The sequence below is a fragment of the Janthinobacterium goodfellowi genome (assembly GCF_051380695.1).
Classification (GTDB): Bacteria; Pseudomonadota; Gammaproteobacteria; order Burkholderiales; family Burkholderiaceae_D; genus Janthinobacterium.
Genome location: NZ_JBNYXN010000004.1, coordinates 335,000 through 358,490, shown reverse-complemented (window position 1 = coordinate 358,490; position 23,491 = coordinate 335,000). Strand labels below are relative to the sequence as shown.

The 23,491-nt window shown below is 64.8% G+C and carries 25 protein-coding genes; 15 read left to right on the top strand and 10 right to left on the bottom strand.

The window, feature by feature from the left end; translation table 11 throughout:
• Positions 1–13 precede the first annotated feature (13 nt).
• Entirely contained in the window at positions 14–841 is an 828-nt protein-coding gene (locus tag ACQ4WQ_RS17550; protein WP_436498766.1) for an HDOD domain-containing protein, read from the top strand.
• Between the two features lie 179 nt (positions 842–1,020).
• Positions 1,021–1,317 carry a flagellar protein FliT gene (locus tag ACQ4WQ_RS17545; protein WP_475417442.1) on the top strand — a complete coding sequence of 99 codons (297 nt, stop codon included), beginning with the start codon at positions 1,021–1,023 and terminating at the stop codon, positions 1,315–1,317.
• 418 nt (positions 1,318–1,735) lie between these two features.
• Here ACQ4WQ_RS17545 and ACQ4WQ_RS17540 read toward each other — a convergent pair whose 3' ends face one another.
• On the bottom strand, positions 1,736–2,851 hold the full coding sequence (locus ACQ4WQ_RS17540; protein WP_436498764.1) for a type IV pilus assembly protein FimV: 1,116 nt from the start codon (positions 2,849–2,851) through the stop codon (positions 1,736–1,738).
• Positions 2,852–3,023: 172 nt separating this feature from the next.
• Here ACQ4WQ_RS17540 and fumC point away from each other — a divergent pair, with 172 nt between their 5' ends.
• From fumC to ACQ4WQ_RS17525, 3 genes are all read left to right on the top strand, one after another.
• Complete coding sequence (gene fumC, locus ACQ4WQ_RS17535) at positions 3,024–4,418, top strand: class II fumarate hydratase (protein WP_436498762.1); 1,395 nt, start codon at positions 3,024–3,026, stop codon at positions 4,416–4,418.
• Between the two features lie 95 nt (positions 4,419–4,513).
• Positions 4,514–4,735 (top strand): RNA-binding S4 domain-containing protein, encoded by a 222-nt coding sequence (locus ACQ4WQ_RS17530; RefSeq protein WP_035825476.1) that lies wholly within the window; start codon positions 4,514–4,516, stop codon positions 4,733–4,735.
• Positions 4,736–4,860: 125 nt separating this feature from the next.
• A complete protein-coding gene (locus ACQ4WQ_RS17525) occupies positions 4,861–5,145 on the top strand; it encodes a hypothetical protein (protein WP_326459592.1) in 285 nt (94 codons plus the stop codon).
• Positions 5,146–5,149: 4 nt separating this feature from the next.
• Here ACQ4WQ_RS17525 and bufB read toward each other — a convergent pair whose 3' ends face one another.
• The 8 genes from bufB to ACQ4WQ_RS17485 form a co-directional block, all read right to left on the bottom strand.
• Positions 5,150–6,772, bottom strand: a complete 1,623-nt coding sequence (bufB, locus tag ACQ4WQ_RS17520) for an MNIO family bufferin maturase (protein WP_436498760.1) — start codon at positions 6,770–6,772, stop codon at positions 5,150–5,152.
• A 17-nt stretch (positions 6,773–6,789) separates the two neighbouring features.
• Positions 6,790–7,092, bottom strand: a complete 303-nt coding sequence (locus tag ACQ4WQ_RS17515; protein ID WP_436498758.1) for a BufA1 family periplasmic bufferin-type metallophore — start codon at positions 7,090–7,092, stop codon at positions 6,790–6,792.
• A gap of 269 nt (positions 7,093–7,361) precedes the next feature.
• Entirely contained in the window at positions 7,362–7,562 is a 201-nt protein-coding gene (locus tag ACQ4WQ_RS17510; protein WP_034781856.1) for a YjfB family protein, read from the bottom strand.
• A gap of 57 nt (positions 7,563–7,619) precedes the next feature.
• Entirely contained in the window at positions 7,620–8,156 is a 537-nt protein-coding gene (gene mobB, locus ACQ4WQ_RS17505) for a molybdopterin-guanine dinucleotide biosynthesis protein B (RefSeq protein WP_116743428.1), read from the bottom strand.
• Between the two features lie 82 nt (positions 8,157–8,238).
• A complete protein-coding gene (locus ACQ4WQ_RS17500) occupies positions 8,239–9,723 on the bottom strand; it encodes an alkaline phosphatase family protein (RefSeq protein WP_436498755.1) in 1,485 nt (494 codons plus the stop codon).
• A 100-nt stretch (positions 9,724–9,823) separates the two neighbouring features.
• Complete coding sequence (locus ACQ4WQ_RS17495; RefSeq protein WP_436498753.1) at positions 9,824–10,513, bottom strand: general secretion pathway protein GspB; 690 nt, start codon at positions 10,511–10,513, stop codon at positions 9,824–9,826.
• A 1-nt stretch (position 10,514) separates the two neighbouring features.
• Positions 10,515–12,146: an ExeA family protein gene (locus ACQ4WQ_RS17490; protein ID WP_436498751.1), complete on the bottom strand. Its 1,632-nt coding sequence runs from the start codon at positions 12,144–12,146 to the stop codon at positions 10,515–10,517.
• A 51-nt stretch (positions 12,147–12,197) separates the two neighbouring features.
• Positions 12,198–12,722: a hypothetical protein gene (locus tag ACQ4WQ_RS17485; protein ID WP_436498749.1), complete on the bottom strand. Its 525-nt coding sequence runs from the start codon at positions 12,720–12,722 to the stop codon at positions 12,198–12,200.
• A gap of 413 nt (positions 12,723–13,135) precedes the next feature.
• On the opposite strand from ACQ4WQ_RS17485, the gene ACQ4WQ_RS17480 reads away from it, so the two are divergent.
• Positions 13,136–13,408 (top strand): hypothetical protein, encoded by a 273-nt coding sequence (locus ACQ4WQ_RS17480; RefSeq protein WP_436498747.1) that lies wholly within the window; start codon positions 13,136–13,138, stop codon positions 13,406–13,408.
• A gap of 51 nt (positions 13,409–13,459) precedes the next feature.
• Here the strand turns inward: ACQ4WQ_RS17480 and ACQ4WQ_RS17475 are convergent, their stop codons facing one another.
• Positions 13,460–13,747, bottom strand: coding sequence for a hypothetical protein (locus ACQ4WQ_RS17475; protein ID WP_034759823.1), 288 nt, complete (start codon positions 13,745–13,747; stop codon positions 13,460–13,462).
• A gap of 348 nt (positions 13,748–14,095) precedes the next feature.
• Here ACQ4WQ_RS17475 and ACQ4WQ_RS17470 point away from each other — a divergent pair, with 348 nt between their 5' ends.
• From ACQ4WQ_RS17470 to ACQ4WQ_RS17430, 9 genes are all read left to right on the top strand, one after another.
• On the top strand, positions 14,096–14,968 hold the full coding sequence (locus ACQ4WQ_RS17470) for a glucosamine kinase nucleotide-binding domain-containing protein (protein WP_436498745.1): 873 nt from the start codon (positions 14,096–14,098) through the stop codon (positions 14,966–14,968).
• 1 nt (position 14,969) lies between these two features.
• Positions 14,970–15,704: a GntR family transcriptional regulator gene (locus tag ACQ4WQ_RS17465; protein ID WP_052140116.1), complete on the top strand. Its 735-nt coding sequence runs from the start codon at positions 14,970–14,972 to the stop codon at positions 15,702–15,704.
• A complete protein-coding gene (gene nagA / locus ACQ4WQ_RS17460; protein ID WP_326459602.1) occupies positions 15,701–16,813 on the top strand; it encodes an N-acetylglucosamine-6-phosphate deacetylase in 1,113 nt (370 codons plus the stop codon). Before ACQ4WQ_RS17465 ends, nagA begins: the two co-directional genes overlap by 4 nt.
• Positions 16,803–17,816 (top strand): SIS domain-containing protein, encoded by a 1,014-nt coding sequence (locus ACQ4WQ_RS17455; protein WP_076567337.1) that lies wholly within the window; start codon positions 16,803–16,805, stop codon positions 17,814–17,816. Before nagA ends, ACQ4WQ_RS17455 begins: the two co-directional genes overlap by 11 nt.
• A gap of 143 nt (positions 17,817–17,959) precedes the next feature.
• Positions 17,960–19,219 (top strand): ABC transporter substrate-binding protein, encoded by a 1,260-nt coding sequence (locus tag ACQ4WQ_RS17450; RefSeq protein WP_436498742.1) that lies wholly within the window; start codon positions 17,960–17,962, stop codon positions 19,217–19,219.
• Between the two features lie 7 nt (positions 19,220–19,226).
• A complete protein-coding gene (locus ACQ4WQ_RS17445; RefSeq protein ID WP_326459604.1) occupies positions 19,227–20,096 on the top strand; it encodes a carbohydrate ABC transporter permease in 870 nt (289 codons plus the stop codon).
• Positions 20,097–20,109: 13 nt separating this feature from the next.
• The gene (locus ACQ4WQ_RS17440) at positions 20,110–20,946 is read left to right on the top strand and encodes a carbohydrate ABC transporter permease (RefSeq protein WP_436498740.1); all 837 of its coding nucleotides are present in this window, start codon (positions 20,110–20,112) and stop codon (positions 20,944–20,946) included.
• Positions 20,947–20,972: 26 nt separating this feature from the next.
• Complete coding sequence (locus ACQ4WQ_RS17435; protein WP_436498738.1) at positions 20,973–22,301, top strand: MFS transporter; 1,329 nt, start codon at positions 20,973–20,975, stop codon at positions 22,299–22,301.
• Between the two features lie 14 nt (positions 22,302–22,315).
• A complete protein-coding gene (locus ACQ4WQ_RS17430) occupies positions 22,316–23,461 on the top strand; it encodes an ABC transporter ATP-binding protein (protein ID WP_436498736.1) in 1,146 nt (381 codons plus the stop codon).
• The last annotated feature ends 30 nt before the right edge of the window (positions 23,462–23,491 follow it).

The following is a 23,491-nucleotide window of genomic DNA, read 5'->3' as shown; positions in this document are numbered from 1 at the left end:
CAAGGAGATTGCCATGCAACTGGAAGCGCTGTTCCAGCATCCCCACGCCCTGCCTGCCGCCCCGAAGATCGTCGATGAACTGGTGCGCAGTTTCGACAACCCCGCCATCGCCACCGAAGACATCGCGCGCCAGCTGGGAGCGGACCCGGCCTTGAGCGCCAAGCTGCTGCGGCTGGCCAACTCGGCCTATTACCACGTCTCGCGCAGCATCGGCACGGTGGAAGACGCCGTGCTGATGCTCGGTTTTGTGACCGTGCGCACGCTCGTCATCAGCTCGGCCCTGGTCAGCGGTTTCAAGGCCGTGCCGGGCCTGCATTTGCCGCAATTCTGGCGCTACAGTCTGCACAGCGCCGTGTCGGCCCGCTGGATCGCGAAGCAGACGGGCGACAACCAGGACCTGGCATTCACCATCGGCATGATGCATGCGATCGGGCAACTGGTGATCCACGCCGCCATGCCCGAGCAAGCCATGCAGCTCGACAAGATTGCCCCGCCGCTCGACGCGCGCCGGCTCGACGCGGAACGGGTATCGCTGGGCTACGATTATGCGCAGGTGGGCGCCGAACTGGCGCGCCGCTGGAAGTTTCCGCCCGCCTTTGCCGAGGCCATCGCCGCCTTTCCCGATCCGCTGGCCAAGCCACCGTTGAACCGCCTGGCCGCCATCATCCACCTGGCCGCCTGGCGCGCGCGCATCGAGGAAAATACCTTGAGCAATGAAGAAATCATCGCCTGCTATCCCAACGAGGTGGCCGAAGCGCTCGGCTTGCCGCCGTCCGTGCTGGTCGACAGGATGCCGCCGCCGGCCGAACTGAGTGCCGGACTGGAAGAACTCGTCAAATAATTCCACCGCTGCCGACAGCGCCACCCCGGCATCCATGGGGGTTTGCGGACGATGCCGACGGCCAGCCAGAAAACGCCCAAATTATTTTCACTTTTTTTTCAAAAACACCCTCAAGTTCCCGTTGGACCCGCCGTTAATCTAGACAAGCGGTAATCCATTCACTAGTTACGGGTGTGCTCATGACCTCCAACGACGTTCTCTCGATGTATGAAAATATTGCAGGAATGACCAATAAAATGGTCGTGGCCGCACGTTCGAGCGACTGGAATGACTTGGATGCCCTGGAAAACCAGTGCGCCAGCGCCGCCAGCGCAACCATGGCGGGCAAGGTACCTGCCCTGGCCGGCGCCTCGCGCCTGCGCAAGATCGACTTGCTCAAGCAAATCCTGGCCAATGACCGCGAAATCCGCGCCATCACGGAACCATGGATGACGCAGCTGTCGAACGCCATGCCAGGTTCGCGCGCCCGCATGTAAGAAGCTTGCCGCGCCAGAAACGACAAAAGCACCCGCGGGTGCTTTTTTTACGTCTATCACCCTGACATCGAGCGCGCCATCTGCGGCGCTCAAAAAGCAAGGTGGGGAATGTGGAAGGCGAGCCCCAGGTATCTCCTGGCGTCGCCTCGCTGCCGGTTGCATCCGGCGTTCGCGAGCACATCGTCGGCATCGCAAACCGCTTCCAGACCCAGGCGTTTATGCAACGCTACACCTGGTTTACCGCGCCACACTATCGTTGGTGACTGCGCCAGGCTGGGGCTGTTTTGTCGTAGAGCAAGTCCACTGAATTAATCATATCACCATCTTTAAAAAATAGGCAACGTGATTGGCAAGCGTTTCCATGTATTTTTTTAATATCTTTTTTTATATCAAATTATAGAGCGGCCTTGCAACAGCATTAACGCGAGAACGGCTCCGCTTCCGGCGCGGCCGCTTCCTCCTCCACCGCCTCCGTCAGCACGGGCACATCCTTCTTCCTGCGGCCGAACGGCTTGCGCAGCAAGACCCAGTATTTCGACGGCGCACCCGGCTCCGCCGCTTGCCTGCGCTTGCGTACGGCATACACGATGAACGCCGTCAGCAGCAGGAAAGCCAGCGTGCCGATGCCGAGCCACAGCAAGCCGCTGCCGCCCGATTTCTTTTCCTTGTCGGCTGCCGGCGCCGCATGCAGGGGTTTGGGCTTGGCATGGGGCGCTTCCGCCACGGCTGGCGCGGCAGCGGGCGGCACGGCGGCGGCGGGCAAGGCCAGCGCCTGTTGCAAGACGCCGATCTTGCCTTCCAGCTCGCCGAGCTTTTCATTCAGGGCCGTATTTTTCTCGTCCAGCGCCATGCACGCTGCCGCCTGCCCCGCATCCGCCTGCGGCGCACAGGCGGCCACGGGCGCCGCGGCGCGGCGCGGCAGCGCCGGGGCGGCCAGTTTGGGTGCGGCGGGCGGCGGCACGAACACGCGCGCCGGACGCACGAGGCCCTCGGCCCGCGCGCGGGCCGCCAGCGCGGCGGCGTCGGGCGACGGCGCGACGGATACGGCGCGTGGCAACGGCACAGGCGTGGAGACAGGCGCGGGCACCGGAATAGCTGGCCTGGCTGGCGCACTGACGGGCACGGCGGCGGGCGGCGCCGGCGTCAGCCACAAGGTGCCCAGGCGCACGATGGCGCCATTGCCATTACCCAGCAATAAATACAGGTGCACATGGCCCGCCTGGATCGCTTGCCGCGTGGCCACGCGCACATAGTGGCGTCCACCGCGCTCAAACGGGCTGATCGTCAAGGTTTGCAGCGCCGGGTCCATGCCGATGCCGCCGCCCCGGTACACATCGGGCGAGGCCAGGCGCACGGCCACGCCGTTGACCTCATCGGGCGCCAGGGCCGTCAGTTCGAGCTCGGCCAGCAGAGGCTGGCCCACGTGCGACTGCACCGCCATCTCGCCCAGTTCGGCCGCCATGACGGGCGGCAAGGCCAGGCTGGCGGCGGCGCACGCGATCAGGGACCAACGGGGAAGGATACTGCTCTGCATGGACTGATCGCTTTGATAACAGGATAAATAATGGGGACTCGCCTGTCTTTAACGGCAGGAAATCGCAAAAATATAGATGGGTCAGGGCAAAAATGATGCAATACAGCATCATCCTGTGCCTTTTTTGCGCCTGGAGTACACTCGATCCACCTCCATCGATGAAAGGGATGCCATGAGTAGCAGAATCGAACGCGACAGTTTCGGCCCGATCGACGTACCCGCCGACCGGCTATGGGGAGCGCAAACGCAGCGCTCGCTCGAGCACTTCCATATCTCTACGGAAAAGATGCCGCCCGAACTGATCGCCGCCCTGGCCACCGTCAAGCGCGCGGCCGCCCACGTCAACCTGGACCTGGGATTACTGGATGGCAAGAAAGCCATCGCCATCACGCAGGCGGCCGACGAAGTGCTGGCCGGCAAGCATGATGCAGAATTCCCGCTGGCTGTCTGGCAGACGGGGTCCGGCACGCAAAGCAATATGAACATGAACGAAGTGCTGGCCAACCGCGGCTCCGAGCTGATCGGCGGCTTGCGGGGCGCCGAGCGCCTGCTGCACCCGAACGACGACGTCAACCTGGGCCAGTCCTCGAACGACATTTTCCCCACCGCCATCCACGTGGCGGCCGCGCTGGCCGTCGCCAACACGGTCTTGCCGCCGCTGCGCCAGCTGCGCGCCACTCTGGATGCGAAAGCCACGGAATTTGCCGACATCGTCAAGATCGGCCGCACCCATTTGCAGGATGCCACGCCGCTGACCCTGGGCCAGGAATTTTCCGGCTACGTGGCGCAGCTGGACTTCGCCGAGCACATCATCACGGCAGCGTTGCCGCCGCTGCTGCAGCTGGCCGCCGGCGGCACGGCCGTGGGCACGGGCTTGAATGCCCACGTGGAATTTGCCGGCCGCATCGCCGCCGAACTGGCGCGCCTGACGGGACAGCCTTTCGAAACGGCCAGCAACAAGTTTGCCGCGCTGGCCGCCCACGATGCCTTGGTCGCCGCGCATGGCGCTTTCAAAACCCTGGCCACGGCCCTGATGAAAATCGCCAACGACGTGCGCTGGATGGCGTCCGGCCCCCGTTCGGGCCTCGGCGAAATCACCATCCCCGAAAACGAGCCGGGCAGCTCCATCATGCCGGGCAAGGTCAATCCCACCCAGTGCGAAGCGCTGACCATGCTGTGCTGCCAGGTGTTCGGCAACGACGTGGCCATCACGGTGGGCGGCGCCTCGGGCAATTTTGAGCTGAACGTCTTCAAGCCCTTGATTGCGCACAACTTCCTGCAAAGCGCGCGCCTGCTCGGCGACGGCATGCGCAGCTTCGACGCGCATTGCGCGCACGGCATCGCGCCGAACCGTGGTCGCATCGCCGAACTGATGGAACGCTCATTGATGCTGGTCACGGCGCTGGCGCCGCACATCGGCTATGACAAGGCGGCGCAAATCGCCAAGCAGGCCCAGCATGAAGGCACGACCCTGAAGCAAGCGGCACTGGCCCTGGGTTATGTAACGGAAGAGCAATTCAGCGCATGGATCGTGCCGCTGGAGATGACGCGGCCCAACAAAAGCTGACTTACACCCTGCATTGCTGGCGGCTTCAGGTAAACTATGGATTAGTTGAGGTCGTCATTAAGTGTTGAAAACACATCGTTGCAATAAGGGATACAATGCAAAAAGTAAGCTTTGATTTAACATCCGAGTTCGTCGAGCTGAACCAGCTATTGAAGCTGGTCGGCTTGTGCGACAGCGGTGGCGCAGGCAAGGTCATGGTCGATAGCGGCGTGGTGAAGGTCGATGGCAAGAAGGAATTGCGCAAGACCGCCAAGATCCGCGCCGGCCAGGTCGTCAGCGTGGGCGATATCCGTATCACGGTCGTCGCTCCTGTCTGACCCCGGCATGGGGCGCGAAAGCGGCCCCATGCGTCCAGCCAGCACCCCTGCCAGCCCGGCTGCCTGGATCAAGCTGCAACACGTCGTTATTGTCAGATAAATATCGATTGCAGAAGGGAAGCGCCATGGACCATCCCGAACAAGGTACGCGCAGCCAGGAACGCCTGATCGGCGACTTGCGCCAGGTAATAGAGAACGCGGAAGAATTGCTGCGCAACACAGACAAATACACCAGCAGCCTGTACCAGAGCGCGCGCGCCAGGCTGCAACTGGCCCTCGTCGCGGCCACCGCCGAACTGGCCCGCTTTGAAGAAGAGCAAGTCACGCGCATGATGGACGCCACCCTGGCCGCGAACGCGCTGTACCGCGACCAGACGGGCGAAGCGCGCGTGCTGCGGGCCTTCGAATAAGTACTTACGCCGTCAACACCGCATGCGCCAGCCACTGGCGCAAGTGCGCGGCCAGGTCGAATGCCGGGTCCAGCTCGAACGCCGCATCGAGCGCGGCGCCAAACGTCTGCCCCTGCTGCAATGCCACCAACGCCGCATGCGCGGCCGCATCCACTACCAGCACTTGCGCCTTCCAGCGCGTCCGGCAGACCAGTGCATGGCTGGCCACCTGCATATCTTGCGGAAATACCCGCTGCCCTTCCCCATCCTGATGCGCGTGCCACAGTGCCGCCACCTGCCAGCGCGACGCCAGCAAGGCGCAAGCGGGATGCAGGGTAAAACGGCGCGCTTCCAGCTGATCGGGGTGCAGGGCGGCCAGCGTCTCGGGCGCCAGGCCCTGCGCGTCGGCGGCGTAATGGGCCAGGTGCACGGCCCATTCCAGGCGCGCCATGTCCGGCAGGTAAGGCAACTCATCCACAGGAGGGAACGCAGCGAGAAAATCGGCGAAACGGACGCCAAACTGGTTCAAATCGGCGCTATCGGATGGCATCTTCCGGCCGTATGCACGCGCCAGGCCGCCAAAGAAATCCTCGCCCACCAGCGCCAGCACGACGGGATAGGCGTGCGCCAGCGTGCGGCGCCAGGTGGCGCTCATATTGCCGCGGTACAGTGAAAAACGCTGCGCCACCGCCTCTCCCGCGAACGCCGGCAATGTTGCCGCCGTATCGAGCAAGGCCGTGGCAAACGCTTGCTGGCTTGCCGCCAGCGCGTCTGGCGATGCGGGTGGCGGCGGGGCCGGCAGCGCCGCTCCCTGCCATGGCGTTTGCGGCGCATGGCGCGCCAGCATGGCTTGCGCCTTGTCCGCTTCGCCCAGCAGGATATCGAGCGGCGGCACATCCGTATCCCATTCGACCAGGGTGGGAATGGCGCCAAAGCGCTGCAAGGCGGCCGCATACAACGCCCAGACGGGATCGGCCACGGTGGCGCCATGGTGATCGATCACGGCGTGCGGCGTCAGCAGATGGCCGCCCAGGTGCAGTTCGCCCACGCTGCCCGGCGCGATGGACTGCATGGCCGCCAAGGCATCTTCGCCGTGATTGCACTGGTTCACATAAAGATTATTGATATCGAGCAGCAGCCCGCAACCGCTGCGGCGTGCCAGTTCCGCCAGGAATTGCGCCTCGCTCATGGCATCGTCGGCAAAACGCAGGTAAGTGGAGACATTCTCCAGCAAGATCGGCCTTTTCAGCACATCCTGCACCCTCCCCACTCTGACGCACAGCAGATCCAGGGCCGCGCTATTCAAGGCCAGCGGCAACAGATCATTGAGTTGCTGCTGTGCCAGGGCGCCCCAGCACAAGTGCTCCGACACGAGGGCTGGCTCGATGCGCTCGACCACGGCGCGCACGCGCTGCAAATGGGTCTCGGAAAAGCCCTGCGCGGAACCGAGGCCCAGTCCCACGCCATGCAGGCTGATGGGGTAATCCTGGCGCAAGGTCTGCAGCACATGACTATCCCAGCCCGACGGCTGCAGATAATTTTCAGTGTGCACTTCCAGCCAGCCGACCTGGGGCCGGCGCGCCAGGAAATCGCGGTAGTGCGCGGCGCGCAGGCCGACGCCGGCAAGCGCCTGAATGGGCGGCGGCATGGGCAGGCGGTGGACGCTTACGGCTGCGTGGCCGGCTTGGCAGCCTTGCCGGCCTTGATGGGCTTGACGGAACCGCCCGCCTGTTCGCACGTGCCCTTGGCTACATACGTCCATTCCGTGGGCAGGTTGTCCGCCTCCGCCTGGCCCGCGCAGGAATGCGCGCCATCGGACGAGGCGCAATCGTTCTGCCCTGCCTTGGCCACGCCATAGCATTTTTCCTTGTCGCCGGGGGCGGGACCATCGTGCGCAGCCGCATTGACGGTGGCGCCGGCGCAAAGGCCCGCGAGGGCGGCGGCGATGAGAGCTTGACGTTTGTTCATGGAGAATCCTCTTGCATGGGTCAAAGTAATCGGTAAGTCCTGACGGCACGCCCCAGGCTGCACGATGGGCAACGCGAGGTGATGGGCGTCATTTTACTGAATCGGCCGCGCCATGGCGAACCATGGTCAATCAGTCAACTTGGCTGAAGCGGCGAGCAAGGCGAAAGGAAGGCGGAAGGCAGCAAACAAAAACGCCCACTCGCCACCGTCGATGACGGTGGTGTGGGCGTAGCGATGGCGGGCGCCGGACTGGCGCCGCAGGACTGCGCTCAGGCTGTCGTGTTGATGCGGTTGCCGAGGTGAGCCGGCAGACTCGGCGCCGACTGTACCGGTGGCAGCGCTGCCAGCAAGGCAGTGGCGGTCGAGCTTTGGATATCCTGGGCTTTTTTCAGGACAGTCAAGCCGACAGCTTGCCGCGTGCCTGTCTCCGCCATCGTGGTTGACAGTTGAGCAATGCTTCCGACGTCCATACGTTTCTCCAATGAGGTTCTACCCTTGTTAACGGATGCCGCCGGCAAACCTTTAACTTATTTTTCCAGCTTATTTTCCAACTGCAGCAGCAACCAGGCCAGCACGTGCTCGCGCGCATTCAAGTCCAGCCATTGCACGCCCTCGCGCAAGTCGGCCGGTGCCGGACTGTCGGAGGCGACGGCAATCACGTGCGGATCATGCGGATACAAAGGCGCCTGCCCCACTTCCGGGCGGAATACTTCCAGCTTGGGGATGGGGTCCGTCTTGAAGCCCTCCACCAGGGTCAGGTCTGCCGGCCCCATGCGGGCCAATTGCTGCGCCAGGCTCGGTTCGGGCGCGCCGCGCAGCTCGTGCACGATGGCAAAACGGTACGGCGACGCCACCAGCACTTCCGCCGCCCCCGCCAGACGCAGGCGGGCGCTATCCTTTTGCGGCGGCTCCAGCGCCAGGTCATGGTGGCTGTGCTTGACCAAGTTGACGCGCAAGCCGCGCGCCGCCAGTTCCTTCACCACAAATTCCAGCAGGGTCGTCTTGCCGCTACCGGAACGGCCGATCACACCCAGTACCGGGTGGGCGGGCATCGCATCGTGCATGGTCACTCCTTGATTGAGAAGGAATGATTATACGCAGCACCACGGGCGCCAGCGCCTGGCATTGCCCAGACCATCGCACAGGTCAAGCGCCGCCGGATTTCCCGCCATTCCCCGCACCGGCGGGCACCGGCTTGCCGCCCTGCCGCGGACGCCGCCCTGCCGGCTTCGGCGCTGTCTGGCCTTCCATCTTGGCCGCCGTTTTGCTCAGCGTTTTGTTCGCCGTTTTGCTATTGAGCGCCTGCGCATTCCTGGCCGTGCGCGCCAATTGCCGGTGCGCGGCGATCGTGCCCGCCTCGGCATCGGACTGGAAGGGAGTGGCGGCCAGCTCGCCATCAGACGAGAAAGCAGGCGCCAGCGGGGCGAAATCCTGCGCCCGCCCATCCGCCTCCCAGGCGGCCCGCTGCGCCGGCACCGTAGCGGGCACGACGGGCGCCGCGCGGGCCTGCGCCAGGGTCAGCACGGCGCCCAGGCCTTTGGCGGCCGCCACGCGCGCGCCCATCTGGGGCAAGCTGCCATCGGCGGCGCGGCAAAAGCGCTGCAGGATGGTTTTGATGATCGATGTATGGTCGACCACCTCGTGGCTGACGCTGCCCGGCGCGATCAGCGGCGACACCAGCAGCATGGGCACGCGCACGCCGTACCGGCGAAACGCGGGGTCGTCGTCGGCGGCGGCGGGCGGCGGCACATGGTCGAAAAAGCCCCCGTGTTCGTCATAGCTGAGGATCAGCAAGGTGCGCGCCCAGGCGGGACCGCGCGACAGGGCCTGGTAGACCTGCGCCACCAGCGCCTGGCCGGCGCGGATATCGGCCGGCGGGTGGTCGTCGTTTTCAAAGAAATGCGGATCGATCCAGCTGACCGGGGGCAAGGTGCCCGCCAGCGCGTCGCCGATGAAGCCATAGCGGCGCGCGCTGGAGCCGAACGGTTCGTACAGCTCGGACGAGCGGTAATGGTCATCCGTCAGCGCCAGGCTCCAGGGTTTCCAGGCGGAATAAAATTTCCAGCCGACCTGGGCGCGGTCCAGGTGGCGCACGAAGGATTTATTGGCATACAGGGGGACACGCTTGCTGTCCTTGCTGCCGGCCGCCTTGCCGCTGATCGCATACAAGCGGTTGGGCCAGGTGGCGCCCGGCACGGAGCTGTAGCAGCGGTCGCAGACGCAGAACTGCTGCGCCAGGAAATCGTACATGGGCAAGTCGGCCGCATTATAGTAACCCATCACCAGGTCGATGTCGGGATCGCCCGGATGCGTTTGCGCATAGTCGTCGACGAAGCCGCCATTATTGTTTTGCAATTGCTGCGCCACCGACAGGCCCGTATGCGACGGGTCTTGCTGCGGGCCAAAGGCCGTGCGCCGCAAATGGTGCACGGGATAGCGCACGCCCGCATGCACGTTGGCATGGCTGGCCTGCAAGCCGTCGATGTCGGCGCGCCCGCCTTCCAGGCTCAGGTAGCCGAGCATGTGGTCGAACGAGCGGTTTTCCATCATCAGCACGACGATATGGTCGATGCGCGCCAGGTTTCCCGGCGCATCCGCATCAAGCACACCCTCACCGGCAGCAGCAATCATGGGACCTCCCCAGCCGCGCACACGGGCGCAGCGACCCTGGTTCGACCAAGCCAGGCCAGTATGGTTCAGCTATGGCGGCCCAGCCTTGATGCACAACAACTCAATATGGCACGCGGTAGCGGTAGCCCTTGAAACTGAAGATGGCCGCCTTCGGCTGCAGCTTTTCCAGCACCAGGCCGGGCGCCAGCTCCTCGCCTTCGTGGCGCAAGACCTTGTCGATCAACAATAAACGATCGGCCGGATTTTTCGAGTAGATATAGCCGCCGATGGCAATCGGCGGGATTTGCCGCTGTATCGGCTCGGGCAAGTCGCGCATGCCGGGCACGCTTTCCTCGCCCGCCGGCGTGGGCACGGCCGGCGCAGGAGCCGGAGCCGCCACGGGCGGCGGCGCGGCCTGGCCAGGCCTCTCCTGCGGGGGTTCCGCCACGGGCCTGGCATGGTGCACGGGCGCAGCGGTGGCCGCCGGCGGCACAGGTACGGCCTGCGTGACGGGGGCCGCCACAGGCGCGGGAACCACTGCCGGAGCAGGTGCGGGCACCGCCTGGGCCAGCACGGCAGGTGCAAGCGCAGGCGCAGGCACCGTGGCCGCTGCCTGCCAAGGCTGCCACAGCAGCAACGCGGCAGCCACGGCCAGCGTCACGCCGCCCAGCGCCAGCCAGACGGGCGCGCGACGCGCCGCGCCGGACGATGCGCCATCGTGCAGCTGCACTTGCGGTGCGTGAATCGACGGCAACTCACCCAGCTGGCGCTCGGCCTGCGATTTTTTCAGTGCTTCAAGTATGTAGGACATCTTATTTCCCCGCCACCATCGCCGTCGCAGCGGGCGCTGCCACGGCAGGAACTGCGCTGCTCAGGCGCGGCTCCGCGTTGTCACCGAGCTGCATCAGGCGTATATACGTTTTCGGGCCCGCCAGGCCGTCGGCCCGCAGGTTCTGGCTTTGCTGGAAGGCGCGCAGCTGGCTTTGCATCTCGGCATCGAGCGGCAGATTGGCGGCCGGCGCCGGCAAGCCCCGCTGTTGCGCCAGCCGCTGCGCCAGCCAGTCCACGTCGGCGCCGCGCGCTCCCAGCGGCACTTCGTCGCGCCAGCTGCGCGGGGCGCGCCAGAAGGTCGTGAAACTGCCATCGCTGCGCTGCGCCAGCTGGGCCAGCGGCAAGCTTTGCTGTTGGCCGTCGAGCATCAAGGTGGCGGTATCCTCCTGCAGACGCGTCAGCAGCGCCAGCTGTTCCGTGCCACCCGCATTGCGCAAGGCCAGCATGGCGGGACGGTCCAGCACGCGCAGCTCGGCGATGCCGCCCCGGCTGTGCAGGCAGCGCAGGCCGGCGCGGGCGCCCGCCTGGCAGGCGTCGCCGGCCGGCAACTGCTCGCCCCACAGGCCAGCCAGCTGGCGCAGCACGGCGTTGCGGTCCGGCACGCTGACGGGCGCGGGCGCAGGGACAGGTGCGGCAACAGGCGCCGCCGGCGCCACCACGGCGGGTGCTTTCGCCACGGCCACTGTGGCAGGCGCGCGCGGCATGAAATGCCAGGCCAGCGCAGCCGTGACCAGCGCACCGGCCAGCACGCCGCCGGCCACGTGCGGCCAGCGCAAGCCCCGTCCGGCAACCGGTTTTCCCTCTTCCGCAAACACTTCCTCGGCGGCGCGGCGCAGTATCTGGCGCGTCACCTGCGGCTGGTTTTCCACGTAGGCGCCCAGCAGCGCGCGGTCGCACAGCAGGTTGATGCGGCGCGGCACGCCTTTACTCAAGGCATGGATGTGCGCCATCAGGCGCGGCGCAAACGGCGTCTGCGCCGAGCTGCCCGCCACGGCCAGGCGGTGGCGGATATAGCTGGCCGTTTCCCCGGCCGTCAGCGAACCGAGGTGATACCGGGCGATCACGCGCTGCGCCAGCTGCTCCAGCTCGGGCCGCGCCAGCATGGCGCGCAATTCCGGCTGGCCGATAAGGATAATCTGCAGCAGCTTGCGCTCGCTCGTCTCCAGGTTGGTCAGCAGACGCAATTGTTCGAGCACGGCGGCGGACAGGTTTTGCGCTTCATCGATGATCAGCACATTGTTCTTGCCCTGCGCATGGCTGGCCAGCAGGTGCGCATTGATGGCGTCGACATAGCCTTTCACGCTGGCCACGCCGGGCGCCAGGGCGATGCGGAATTCCTCGCAGATCGACAGCAGCAATTCCTCTACCGACAGTTTTGGATTGAAGATATACGCGAGCTGGCAGTTTTCCGGAATCTGCTCCATGAAGCAGCGGCACACGGTGGTCTTGCCGGCGCCGATTTCTCCCGTCAGCAGCACGAAGCCGCCGCCGCTGCCCACGCCATACAGCAAATGCGCCAGCGCTTCGCGGTGGCGTTCGCTCATGAACAGGTAGCGCGGATCGGGGGCGATCGAAAACGGCGATTGCTTGAGCTGGAAATAATGCGTGTACATGGAGACCCTGCGGATGAAACGATCAAAATGCGCGGCGGCAAGCCGAGACCCTCAGCGGGTGCGGGCGGGCGGCAACGGCTTGTATTTGGCGCAATACACTTTCGCCTTGCTACGGAAGTAGACGATTTTACTGCCAGGCACGGAACCACGGACAGGAAAGGCGGAATTGTCGAGTTTATTGAAACGCAGGCCCGAGGCGCCGCGGATGGCCGGCTCCAGCTTTTCCGGCGTCGCGTCCGCCACCACGCCCATGAAGACGAGGGGGCTGGTGTCGTCGCTGACGATCACGTCGGTAATCGGCGCGCCCCACAAGGTGGCGTCCGTGCGGAACCAGTAGGCGCCCCCTTCATGCTTGTAGGCGGGGCCGAAAGCCGTCAGCAGATAGGCATAAAAGGCCTTGTTGTCGATCTGGTCGATGCACAGCACGGCATTGCCCACCACTTGTCCGAACGTGGACGGCGGCGGCTTTTGCTGCGCCAGCACGCCGGACACGGGCACGCCACAGGCCAGCAGGGCGAACGCCGCCAGCAGGGCCGGCGCACGCCACGGGCGCGTCAATGAACGGCGCAAGCGCATGATCAGCGCTTGCGCTCTTCTTTCTTGACCTTCTTGGCTTCCTTCTTTTCCTTCATGGTCTTGGCCGGTTCTTTCTTGGCTTCCTTCTTGCTGTCCTGTGCCTTGCTCATCATCTACTCCATGCCTGGGCGGAAATGCCTGGGCCATTATGACACTCCCCCATGAAAATGCCACGTCATTTCCCCCATGCAATAGATCCCGGCTGGCAAGCACAGCCAGCGCATGCGCTTATTTGCAAAAAGACGTTTGCATTTTCATTTTATTATGTTTTAATACACGAACTTTATAAAAAGATATTATTTCGGTGCAACATAAGCAAGGCCGGAAAGCATACAAACTGGGGACAGGACATGGGCCGGCATACGGCGGGGCCATGTGTGATCGACTTACAGCCCTCGGCAGAAATACAGAACATGATGAGAAAGATGATCTTGCTGTGCGCGGCCCTGTCGCTCTGGGCCGCTGGCAACACGCATGCGGCCGGCACGCCGCCGATCCAGCTGGCCGCCTATCAGGCGGCGCCCGCCGTCCTGGCCATGCGCCTGGCCAGCTTGCAGTCGCCGGAGGCCAGCCCGCGCGCGCCGGCACCGTATGAACCGAGCACGCCGTCGCTGCTGCTGGTCGCCATCGTGCTGCTGAGCCTGCGCATGCGCGTGCGCGCCAGCAGCGAAAAATTCAGTGCCTGACGTGAAAACGGCCGCGCAAGGCGGCCGTTCCAGTCACGCGTCAGCGCACTATCAATGCAGGCACAGACGGCGGCGCGTCTTTTCGATCAGCGCCGCATCGTAGGGATACAGGTTCTCGATAAAGAACAATTCCGTTTCCGCCTCATCTTCCAGGCACATCTCGATCATGACCGGGCCATCGCTTTCGCGGCCCAGGAAATCCTTCGGCCAGCGGTTCTTGCGGTGCGTGCGCATCATTTCCATGCCCAGCGCGGCCAACGGCGCCGACACACCGGCGGCCAGCGCCTCTTGCTGCCAGTCGTCCCAGTACTCGCTCTTTGCTGCCTTGTCGTTCATCATGCTCTTCCAACTCAGGTGTAAAAGGCGGACTTTACTCTTCATGGCGCCCCTTGCCAAGCATGCATACAAGCAATACCGCACGGCCAACAACAGACCAGTTCGAAAAAATTGGCATTAAACAAGGCCAATTTCAATACCATTCACGGAACGAAAAAAACCCTTTACTAACAATGGCTTGCAATAAACATCCCGGGTATGGTGCGGCTCCGTACAAGGCATCTGTTAATACCACTTAAATACCTGTTGACAAGCCATCGAGGCGACAATATAGTGCCTTCAGCTTTTTCGCCGCCCGACAAATAAAAGAAACGAGACAGGCGCACTCAACCAAACGCGGGACTGCATACCATGATCGAATACATAATCGGCGTCGACGGCGGGGGAAGCGGTACCCGCGTACGCCTGGCGCGCCTCGATGGCCAGGAACTGGCACAGGGACAAAGCGGCCCATCCGGCCTGGGCCTGGGCATCGAACGGGCGTGGACGTCCGTGGCGCATGCCGTCACCCTGGCCTTCCGCACGGCCGGCCTGGAACAACCCTCCTTGCAGCGCATGGCCATCGGCCTGGGCCTGGCCGGCGTGCACAACAAGCAGTGGGCCGCCAGCTTCGTCGAACACAATCCCGGCTATGCCGCCGTCGCACTCGAATCGGATGCCCTGACCACCCTGCTGGGCGCGCATGCGGGCCAGCCGGGCGCCATCGTTGCCATCGGCACGGGCAGCGTGGGCGAAGTGCTGCACACGGACGGCAGCCGCCATGAAGTGGGCGGCTGGGGCTTCCCCTCCGGCGACGAAGCCGGCGGCGCCTGGATCGGCATGCGCGCCATCAACCACGTGCAGCAAGTGGTTGACGGGCGCGTGCCCGGCAGCGCCTTCGCCACGGCCGTCATCGACGCCTGCGGCGGCCAGCGCGACGCCATGCAGGTGTGGCTGGCGGCCGCCAGCCAGACCACCTTCGCGCAACTGGCGCGCCTGGTGCTCGAACACGCGGCCAGCAATGCCGTGGCGCGCAGCATCCTGGTCGACGCGGGCCAGCAGATCGCCCTCATCGCCAGGGCGCTCGACCCGGCCGGCACCTTGCCCGTGGCCCTGTGCGGCGGCCTGGCGGCGCCCTTGTCCGCCTACCTGCCGGCGGAACTGCTGAAACTGGTCGTGCCGGCACAGGGCGACTCGGCCGCGGGCGGCCTGCGCCTGATACGCAAGCACTTGCAGGAGCAATGACATGCTGGCCAAACTGTCCGCCTTCAAACCGAATCCCGCCAGCGACACGCCGCTCTACATGCAGCTGGCGAACATGCTGTCGGATGGCATCGCCAGCGGCGACTGGCGCGCCAATCAGGCCTTGCCTTCCGAGCGCGTGCTGTCGGACATCCTCGAAATTTCGCGCGTGACGGCGCGCAAGGCCATCGACATGCTGTGCGACCGGGGCATGCTGACGCGCAAGCGCGGCTCGGGCACCTACATCACGCCCAAGCTGGAACAGCCGCTGTCGCGCCTGACAAGCTTTTCGGAAGAATTGCGCCAGCGGGGCTTCACGGCCGGCTCGCGCTGGCTGCAGCGCGACATCGGCTCGGCCGCGCCGCTGGAACTGCTGTCGCTGGGCCTGTCGCCGCACATGCCGGTGGCGCGCCTGCGCCGCCTGCGCACGGCCGACGAAGTGGTGATGGCGATCGAAACGACCACCATCCCCGCGCTGTACATGCCGGACCCGCAGCAGGTGACCGATTCGCTGTACGGCTACCTGGAGTCGCGCGGCACCATCCCGATGCGCGCGCTGCAGCATATCCGCGCCGTCAACGCCACGGCGGAACAGGCCAAGCTGGCCAATATCAAGACGGGTGAAGCCATGCTGCACATCACCCGTGTCAGTTATCTCGACAACGGCGCAGCGGTGGAACTGACCCACTCGTATTGCCGCAGTGATTATTATGAATTCGTAGCGGAGTCGCGCAGATGAGCAGCACTATCAAAGGCAATATCCTTACCCCCGGCGGCTGGATCCACGGCGCCATCGCCTTCGGCGAAAGAGTCGACAGCATCACGGGCGATTCCCTTCACCCGTCGGGCAACAGCGACGATTATATTTTGCCCGGCTTTATCGACCTGCACGTGCATGGCGGCGCCGGCAAGGACATCATGGAAGGCGGCGAAGCCGTCTACACCATCGCGGCCATCCATGCGCGCCACGGCACCACCAGCCTGCTGGCCACCACCATGACGGCGCCGCCGGAAGACATCGACATGGCCTTGACGGCCATCGGCATCGCAGCCAAGCACCGCCGCCCGAACACGGCGCGCGTGCTGGGCGCCCACCTGGAAGGCCCGTACATCAATTCCGGCAAGCTCGGGGCGCAGCCGAACTACGCGCGCGCCGCCACGCTGGCCGAAATCGAACGCCTGCAAACGCTGGCCAAGCTGCGCGTCATCACCGTGGCGCCGGAAATCGCTGGCCACCTGGACCTGGTGCGCGCCCTGGCCGACGCCGGCGTGCGCGTGCAGATCGGCCACACGCTCGGTTCCTATGAAGACGGCGTGGCCGCGCTGGAACACGGCGCCATGGGGTTCACGCACCTGTTCAACGCCATGAGCGGCCTGCACCACCGCGAGCCGGGCATGGTCGGCGCCGCCCTGGCGCACGCCGAATACGCGGAACTGATCCCCGACCTGCTGCACGTGCATCCGGGCGCCATCAAGGTGGCCCTGCGCGCCATCCCGCGCCTGTACTGCGTCACCGATTCGACGGCCGCCACCGGCATGCCGGACGGCGAATACATGCTGGGCCGCCACGCCGTGCAGAAATGCATGGGCGGCGTGCGCCTGCCCGACGGCACCCTGGCGGGCAGCACCCTGACCCTGGACCAGGCGCTGCGCAACCTGGTGGGACTGGGACTGGACCTGGCCGACGCGTCCAAGCGCGTGTCGACCAATGCCGCCGATTACCTGGGCCTGGAAGAACGCGGCCGGCTGGCCCCCGGCACCTACGCCGATCTGGTGGTACTCGATCGCGATCTCAAACTCAAAGCTGTCTATATAGAAGGAGAAATCTGTGACCTCAATGATGCTTAAAGAAGCCGTTTCCGCCGCCGAATGCGTCGCCCTGCAACTGGCCAGCGACACGGAACGCTACGCGGAACTGGGCCGCAAATTGAGGAGCACCTCGTTCTCCACCGCGCTGACCATCGCGCGCGGCAGCTCGGACCACGCCTGCAACTATGTCGCCTACCTGATCATGGCGCGCCTGGGCCGCGTCGTGGCATCCTTGCCGATGTCGCTGGTCACGCTGAACAAATCGCCGCTGGTGACGCGCGATACCCTGGCCATCTCGATCTCGCAATCGGGCCAGAGCCCGGACGTGGTCGAGCCGATCCGTTACTTCCGCGACGGCGGCGCCACCACCGTGGCCCTCGTCAACGACATCGAGTCGCCGCTGGCGCACGCCGCCGAATGGGCCATGCCCCTGCGCGCCGGCAAGGAACAAAGCGTCGCCGCGACGAAAAGCTTCATCACCAGCCTGGTCGCCGGCGCGCGCATGGTGGCCCAGTGGCAGAACGATCCCGAGCTGCTGGGAGGCCTGGAAGCGCTGCCCGAGGCGCTGCTCGAAGCGACCCGCGTCGACTGGTCGCCCGCCATCGACGTGCTGGCGCCCGCGCGCAACATCATGGTCGTGGGACGCGGCATCAGCTTCCCCGTGGCACTGGAGTCGGCCCTGAAATTCAAGGAAACCTCGGCCCTGCAGGCCGAAGCCTTCAGCGGCGCCGAAATCAAGCATGGCCCGATGGCCCTGATCGAAGACGGCTACCCGCTGCTGATTTTCGCCACGCGCGGCCCGACCCAGGCCGGCCTGCTGCAACTGGCAACAGAGATGCGCGGCCGTGGCGCCAAGGTCTTGCTGGCGGCCCCCGCCGACGTGGCCGAACGCGACCTGACCCTGCCCGTCGCTGCCACGCCGGACCTCGACCCGATCGTCGCCATCCAGTCCTTCTACGTGATGGCGGCAAAACTGTCGGCCGCGCGCGGCATGGACCCGGATGCGCCGCGTCACCTGAGCAAGGTCACGAAGACCAACTAGGCAGTATTTAAGCAGTAGGCGGCAGCTGCCCCCCCGGCACGGGGTGCGGCTGCCGTCCGCAGGACCCGAATATAAGCGACGGCAAGGGCATGTACCCGCGCCGCGGACTCATGGACATTGGAGCGCCACGCTCCAGGATAAAAATGACGATCAAGAGACTGTTGGCAGTGTTTGCCTGCGCGGGCCTGCTCGCGCCGCAGGCATGGGCTGCCGAGAAAATCGAATTCTGGACCTTCAGCATGAAGCCCAAGTTCACGCCGTATTTCAATGCGGTGGTGGCGCGCTATGAGGCGCAGAATCCCGGCGTCAGGATCGAATGGATCGACTTCCCGTGGGACGTCATTCAGACCAAGCTGGTCACGCGCATCGTGGCCGGCACGCCGCCCGCGCTGGTCAGCCTGAACGTGCCCTGGGCCGACGAATTTGCGCGCGACGGCTTGCTCACACCCGTCGATGGCCTGATCGCGCCAGCGCGCGCCAGCTACATTCCCAGCGCCCTGGACGACTTGCGCTTCAAGGGCCGCACCTACGGTTTTCCCATGTACAGCAATGTCGCGGTGATCGCCTTCAATACCGCCATTTTCAAGCAGGCCGGGCTCACGCGCGGCCCCTCCAGCCTCGATGAACAACTGGCGTTCGCGCGCCAGATCGCGCAACGCACGGGCAAGGCCGGCATCGCCCCGGCCCTCTCGAAAATCGATGGCCTGTTCATGCAGCAGGGCCTGGCCGTCATCACGGACAACCGCGCCGTCTTCAATTCGCCGCAGCACGTGGCGCTGGTGCAGAAACTGGCCGATACCTACAAGGTCGGCGGCCTGCTGAAGGAAAGCCTGTTCGCCGAAGACAATTTCCCGGCCGTGATCGACGCCTACAAGGGCGGCCGCCTGGGCATGCTGCTGGCGCCGCCCACGGCCATGCAGCGCATCCGCGGCGACGCGAAGGATATCTACGCCATCACCGACGTGGCGCCCGCGCCGCTGGGCCCCACCGGCATCGCCGACGGCGGCTGGCTGGTGCACTTCGCCATCCCGAAAGGCGTGCCGGCGCGCCAGCTGCCCTCGGTGGGCAAGTTCGCGCGCTTCCTGACGAACGACGAAAACCAGCTGGCCTTCGCGCGCCAGGCCAGCGTCTTCCCCACCACCGTCAAGGCGGCGGCCGATCCGTTCTTCCTCGCCACGCCGAAAAAAGCGGGCGCGGCCGAAAAGGCGGTGGCCGCCGGCGCCCTGTCGATGGGCCACTCGCGCACGCTGTACGTGGCCGGCATCGACGACTACGACGAGCTGCGCCGCTCGCTGGTGAAGGCCGTCGAGGCGGGCGTGACGGGCAAGCAGGACGTCAAGCAGGCGCTGGACCAGGCCGTCGCCATCTGGAACCGCAAGCTGGCCACCCTGCCGCGTCACTAAGGACACCATGAAACTCGCCCACCGCCACACCCTGCAAGCCTGGCTGTTCCTCGCCCCGGCCCTGCTGCTGCTGGCCGCCTTTTCCTTCTGGCCCGTCGGCTACGGCTCCGTGCTGGCCTTCACCGACTACAGCCTGATACGCGAGACGCGCTTCGTCGGCCTCGATAACTTCCGCTACATCTTCAACAACGAGATGTTCGTCTCGGGCCTGAAGAATTCGCTGATGTTTTTGCTGATGGTGCCCTTCGTGCAGGTGGGCGCCATCACTCTCGCCGTGCTGGTGAACAACCGCCTGCCCGGCATCCGTTTGTTTCGCGCCGCCTTCTACGTGCCCGTCGTGACCACCGTGTCCGTCGTCGGCATCATGTGGGGCTTCATGTTCCACGAACAGGGCGCGCTCAATTACGTGATGATGACGTTAAAACTGGTGAACGCGCCCGTGGGCTGGCTGACGAACGACAGCCTGGCCCTGTTTGCCGTCATGTTCGTCACCCTGTGGCGCGGCCTGGGCTGGTACATGGTGATGTACCTGGCGGCCCTGCAATCGATTCCGTCGGACATGCAGGAAGCGGCCATGCTCGATGGCGCCAACCGCTGGCAGCGCTTCTGGAAGATCACCGTGCCGATGCTGCGCCCGACCATCATGCTGTGCTCCATCCTGTCCGTGCTGGCGGCCCTGAAGGCGTACCAGGAAGTCGACGTGCTGACCCAGGGCGGCCCGATGAATTCCACCTTCACGGCGCTGTACTACGCCTATGACCAGGGCCTCAAACACCTGAAGCTGCCGCGCGCGCTGGCCGCCAGCTTCGTCGTCTCGCTGTTTTGCATAGCCATCGCCCTGCTGTGCCTGCGCTACCTCAAACCCAAGCACCGCTGAGCGGGACAAGACCATGCAAAAACGTTCCCGCCCCCTGAAAACGCGCCTGCACATACTGGGCCACTATGCCGTGCTGTGCGCGATCGCCGTCGTCTGCGTCTTCCCGTTCTGGTGGACCCTCGTGACGGCCATTTCCACGGAAGGCAATATCTTCGCCTTCCCGCCCACCTTCTGGCCCAAGGCGCCGTCCTTTGAGAACTTCGTCGAAGTGTTCAATGCGATTCCCATCTGGTCGTTCTTCAAGAACTCCGTGCTGATCGCCGTGTTTACCGTGTTCTGGAAACTGCTGCTGTGTGCACTGGCCGCGTATCCGCTGGCGCGTCTGAAATTCCGTGGCCGCAAACTCGTGTTCGGCCTGATCCTGGCCACCCTGGTGCTGCCGTCCGAGGTGAATTTCCTCGTCAACTTCATCACCATCACGCAAATGAGCCTGGTCGACACCTACACGGGCGTGATCCTGCCCAACGTGGTGACGGCCGTGGCCATCTTGCTGCTCAAGCAGGCGTTCGAGGAAGTGCCGCAAGACCTGATCGACGCGGCGCGCGTCGATGGCGCGTCCGAGTGGGTGATCTTCAGCCGCATCATGCTGCCGCTGATTACGCCCTGGCTGGCCACCGTCGGCATCCTGACGGCCGTCGAATCGTGGAACGAATACATCTGGCCTTCCATCGTCATGAGCAAGCCCGATGAATTCCCCCTGTCGGTGGGCGTGCTGTATTTGCGCGGCACCTTCGGCAGCAGCACGCGCGTGATCGCGGCCGGCACCTTGATCACCATCGTGCCGACCCTGCTCGCCTTCCTGTTTACCCAACGCTTCTTCATGCGCGGCATGGACGGCGCAGTCAAATGAAAACGTCTCTCGATAAGGAAGCCTCCATGCACGACACGCGCATCAGCACCAGCATCAACACACGCAGCCCGATCACCTGGGTGCCCACCTTGTACTTTGCCCAGGGATTGCCGTTCTACGCCGTGGCCCTGGTGGCCGGCCTGATGTTCAAGAGCATGGGCGTGCCGAACGACCAGATCGCCCGCTGGACGGGCCTGATCGGCTTTGCCTGGGTCTTCAAGTCGCTGTGGAGTCCCTTCCTGGAGCTGGCGTCGAGCAAGAAGACCATGGTGGTGCTGTTCCAGTTCCTCGGCGGCCTGAGCCTGGGCCTGATCGCGCTGGCCCTGCAGACGCCGCTGTGGTTTGCCGCCTGCGTCGCCGTGCTGTTCGTCGCCGCGCTGGCCTCGTCCACGCACGACATCGTCTGCGACGGCCTGTACATCGCCAGCCTGTCGGACAAGCAGCAGGCGGCCTACGCGGGCTGGCAAGGCGCCTTCTTCAACGCGGGCAAGTTCATCTCGCTGGGCGGCCTGGTGATCCTGGCCGGCTACCTGGAGAAAAAAATCGGCATCCAGCCCGCCTGGTCGGTCATCTTCCTGATCATCGGCGCCATGATGCTGTCGCTGGCCGCCTACCACCTGTGGGCGCTGCCGCAGGTGCGCAATGCGGCCGTGGCCGACAAGAGTGTGGCGGGCATCAGCCGCACGCTGTGGGACGTGCTGGTGGACTTCCTGAAAAAGCCCGGCATCTGGGGCATGATCGCCTTCATCATCCTGTTCCGCGCGGGCGAGGCGCAAGTGCAGACCATCGGCCCGCTGTTCCTGCGCGAAGCGCGCGAACTGGGCGGCCTGGGCCTGTCGACGACGGAAGTGGGCGCCGTGTACGGCACGGCCGGCACCGTGGCCTTTTTGCTGGGCAGCATAGGCGGCGGCTACTTCACGTCGTGGCTGGGCCTCAAGCGCGCCATGTTCTTCCTGATCCTGGCCATGAATTTGCCGAACCTGGTGTTCTACTACCTGAGCCACAGCATGCCGACCGATTTGACCCTGATCACGGCCGCGCTCAGCGTGGAGATGTTCGGCTATGGCTTCGGCTTCGTCGGCCTGATCCTGTTCATGATGCAGGTGGTTTCCGTCGGCAAGTACCAGACGGCCCACTACGCGTTCGCCACCGGCGTGATGCAGCTGGGCTTCGTGCTGTTCAAGATGATCAGCGGCGACATCCAGACGGCGCTCGGCTACAAGACCTTTTTCCTGTGGGTGCTGGTGTCGGCCGTGCCCGTACTGATCCTGTCGCGCTTCATGCGCATCGGCCCGAAGGATACCTCCGACCCGTCTAACGCCGGCGCCACGTCCGCGCCGGCCAGCGCCAGCTAGGAATCGCACACCCCATGGCACACATCGTTTTAAAGAATATCGTCAAGCTGTACGACGACAAGCACCCCGTCATCCACGGCATCGACCTCGATATCCGCGACGGCGAATTCGTCGTCTTCGTGGGGCCGTCCGGCTGCGGCAAATCGACCCTGCTGCGCATGATCGCCGGGCTGGAAGACATCACGGACGGCGAACTGCATATCGGCGGCCAGCTGGCCAACGATATCGCGCCGGCCGAACGGGGCCTGGCCATGGTCTTCCAGAGCTACGCCCTGTATCCGCACATGACGGTGTACGAGAACATGGCCTTCGCCCTCTCCCTGGCCGGACATAAAAAGGCCGAGGTGCGCGCCGCCGTCGAGCGCGCGGCCGAGATCCTGCAGATCACGCCACTGTTGAAACGCAAGCCGAAGGACCTGTCGGGCGGCCAGCGCCAGCGCGTGGCCATCGGCCGCGCCATCGTGCGCAAGCCCAAGGTCTTCCTGTTCGACGAACCGCTGTCGAACCTCGATGCCTCGCTGCGCGTGCAGATGCGCGTGGAAATCTCGCGCCTGCACCAGGAACTGAAAACCACCATGATCTACGTCACGCACGACCAGGTCGAAGCAATGACCCTGGGCGAGCGCATCGTCGTCTTCAACGGCGGGCGCATCGAGCAGGTGGGCAGCCCGCACGCGCTGTACAACAATCCCGGCAACCTGTTCGTGGCCGGCTTCCTCGGCGCGCCGAAGATGAACTTCATCGCTTGCGAGGCCGTCGCCTGCGGCCCCGGCTCGGTGGCCGTGCGCCTGCCCGGCGGCGCCGTGATCGACGTCGAAGCGCAGGGCGAGAGCGTGGCGCCGGGCGACCGGCTGACCCTGGGCGTGCGGGCCGAACATGTCAGCCTGCAGGACGGCGAGTCGGCGGGCGGCCATGCGGGAAACAACGTCGTCGACGCGGCCGTCAGCCACGTCGAATACCTGGGCGACGTGGCCATCGTCTACGCCAGCATGCCGGGCGTGACCGAGATGCTGGCCGTCAAGCTGCCGGCCGAGGCTGGCTTGCGCCAGGCGGGCGACGCCATGCGCCTGCATCTGCCGCCGCAGCGCTGCCTGCTGTTCGATGCCAAAGGGCAAGCCCTGGCGCGCACGTTTGGCGCTCCAGCCCAGCCGTTTATGTGACAATAGCCGTTGTTTACCATGCTGCCGCCC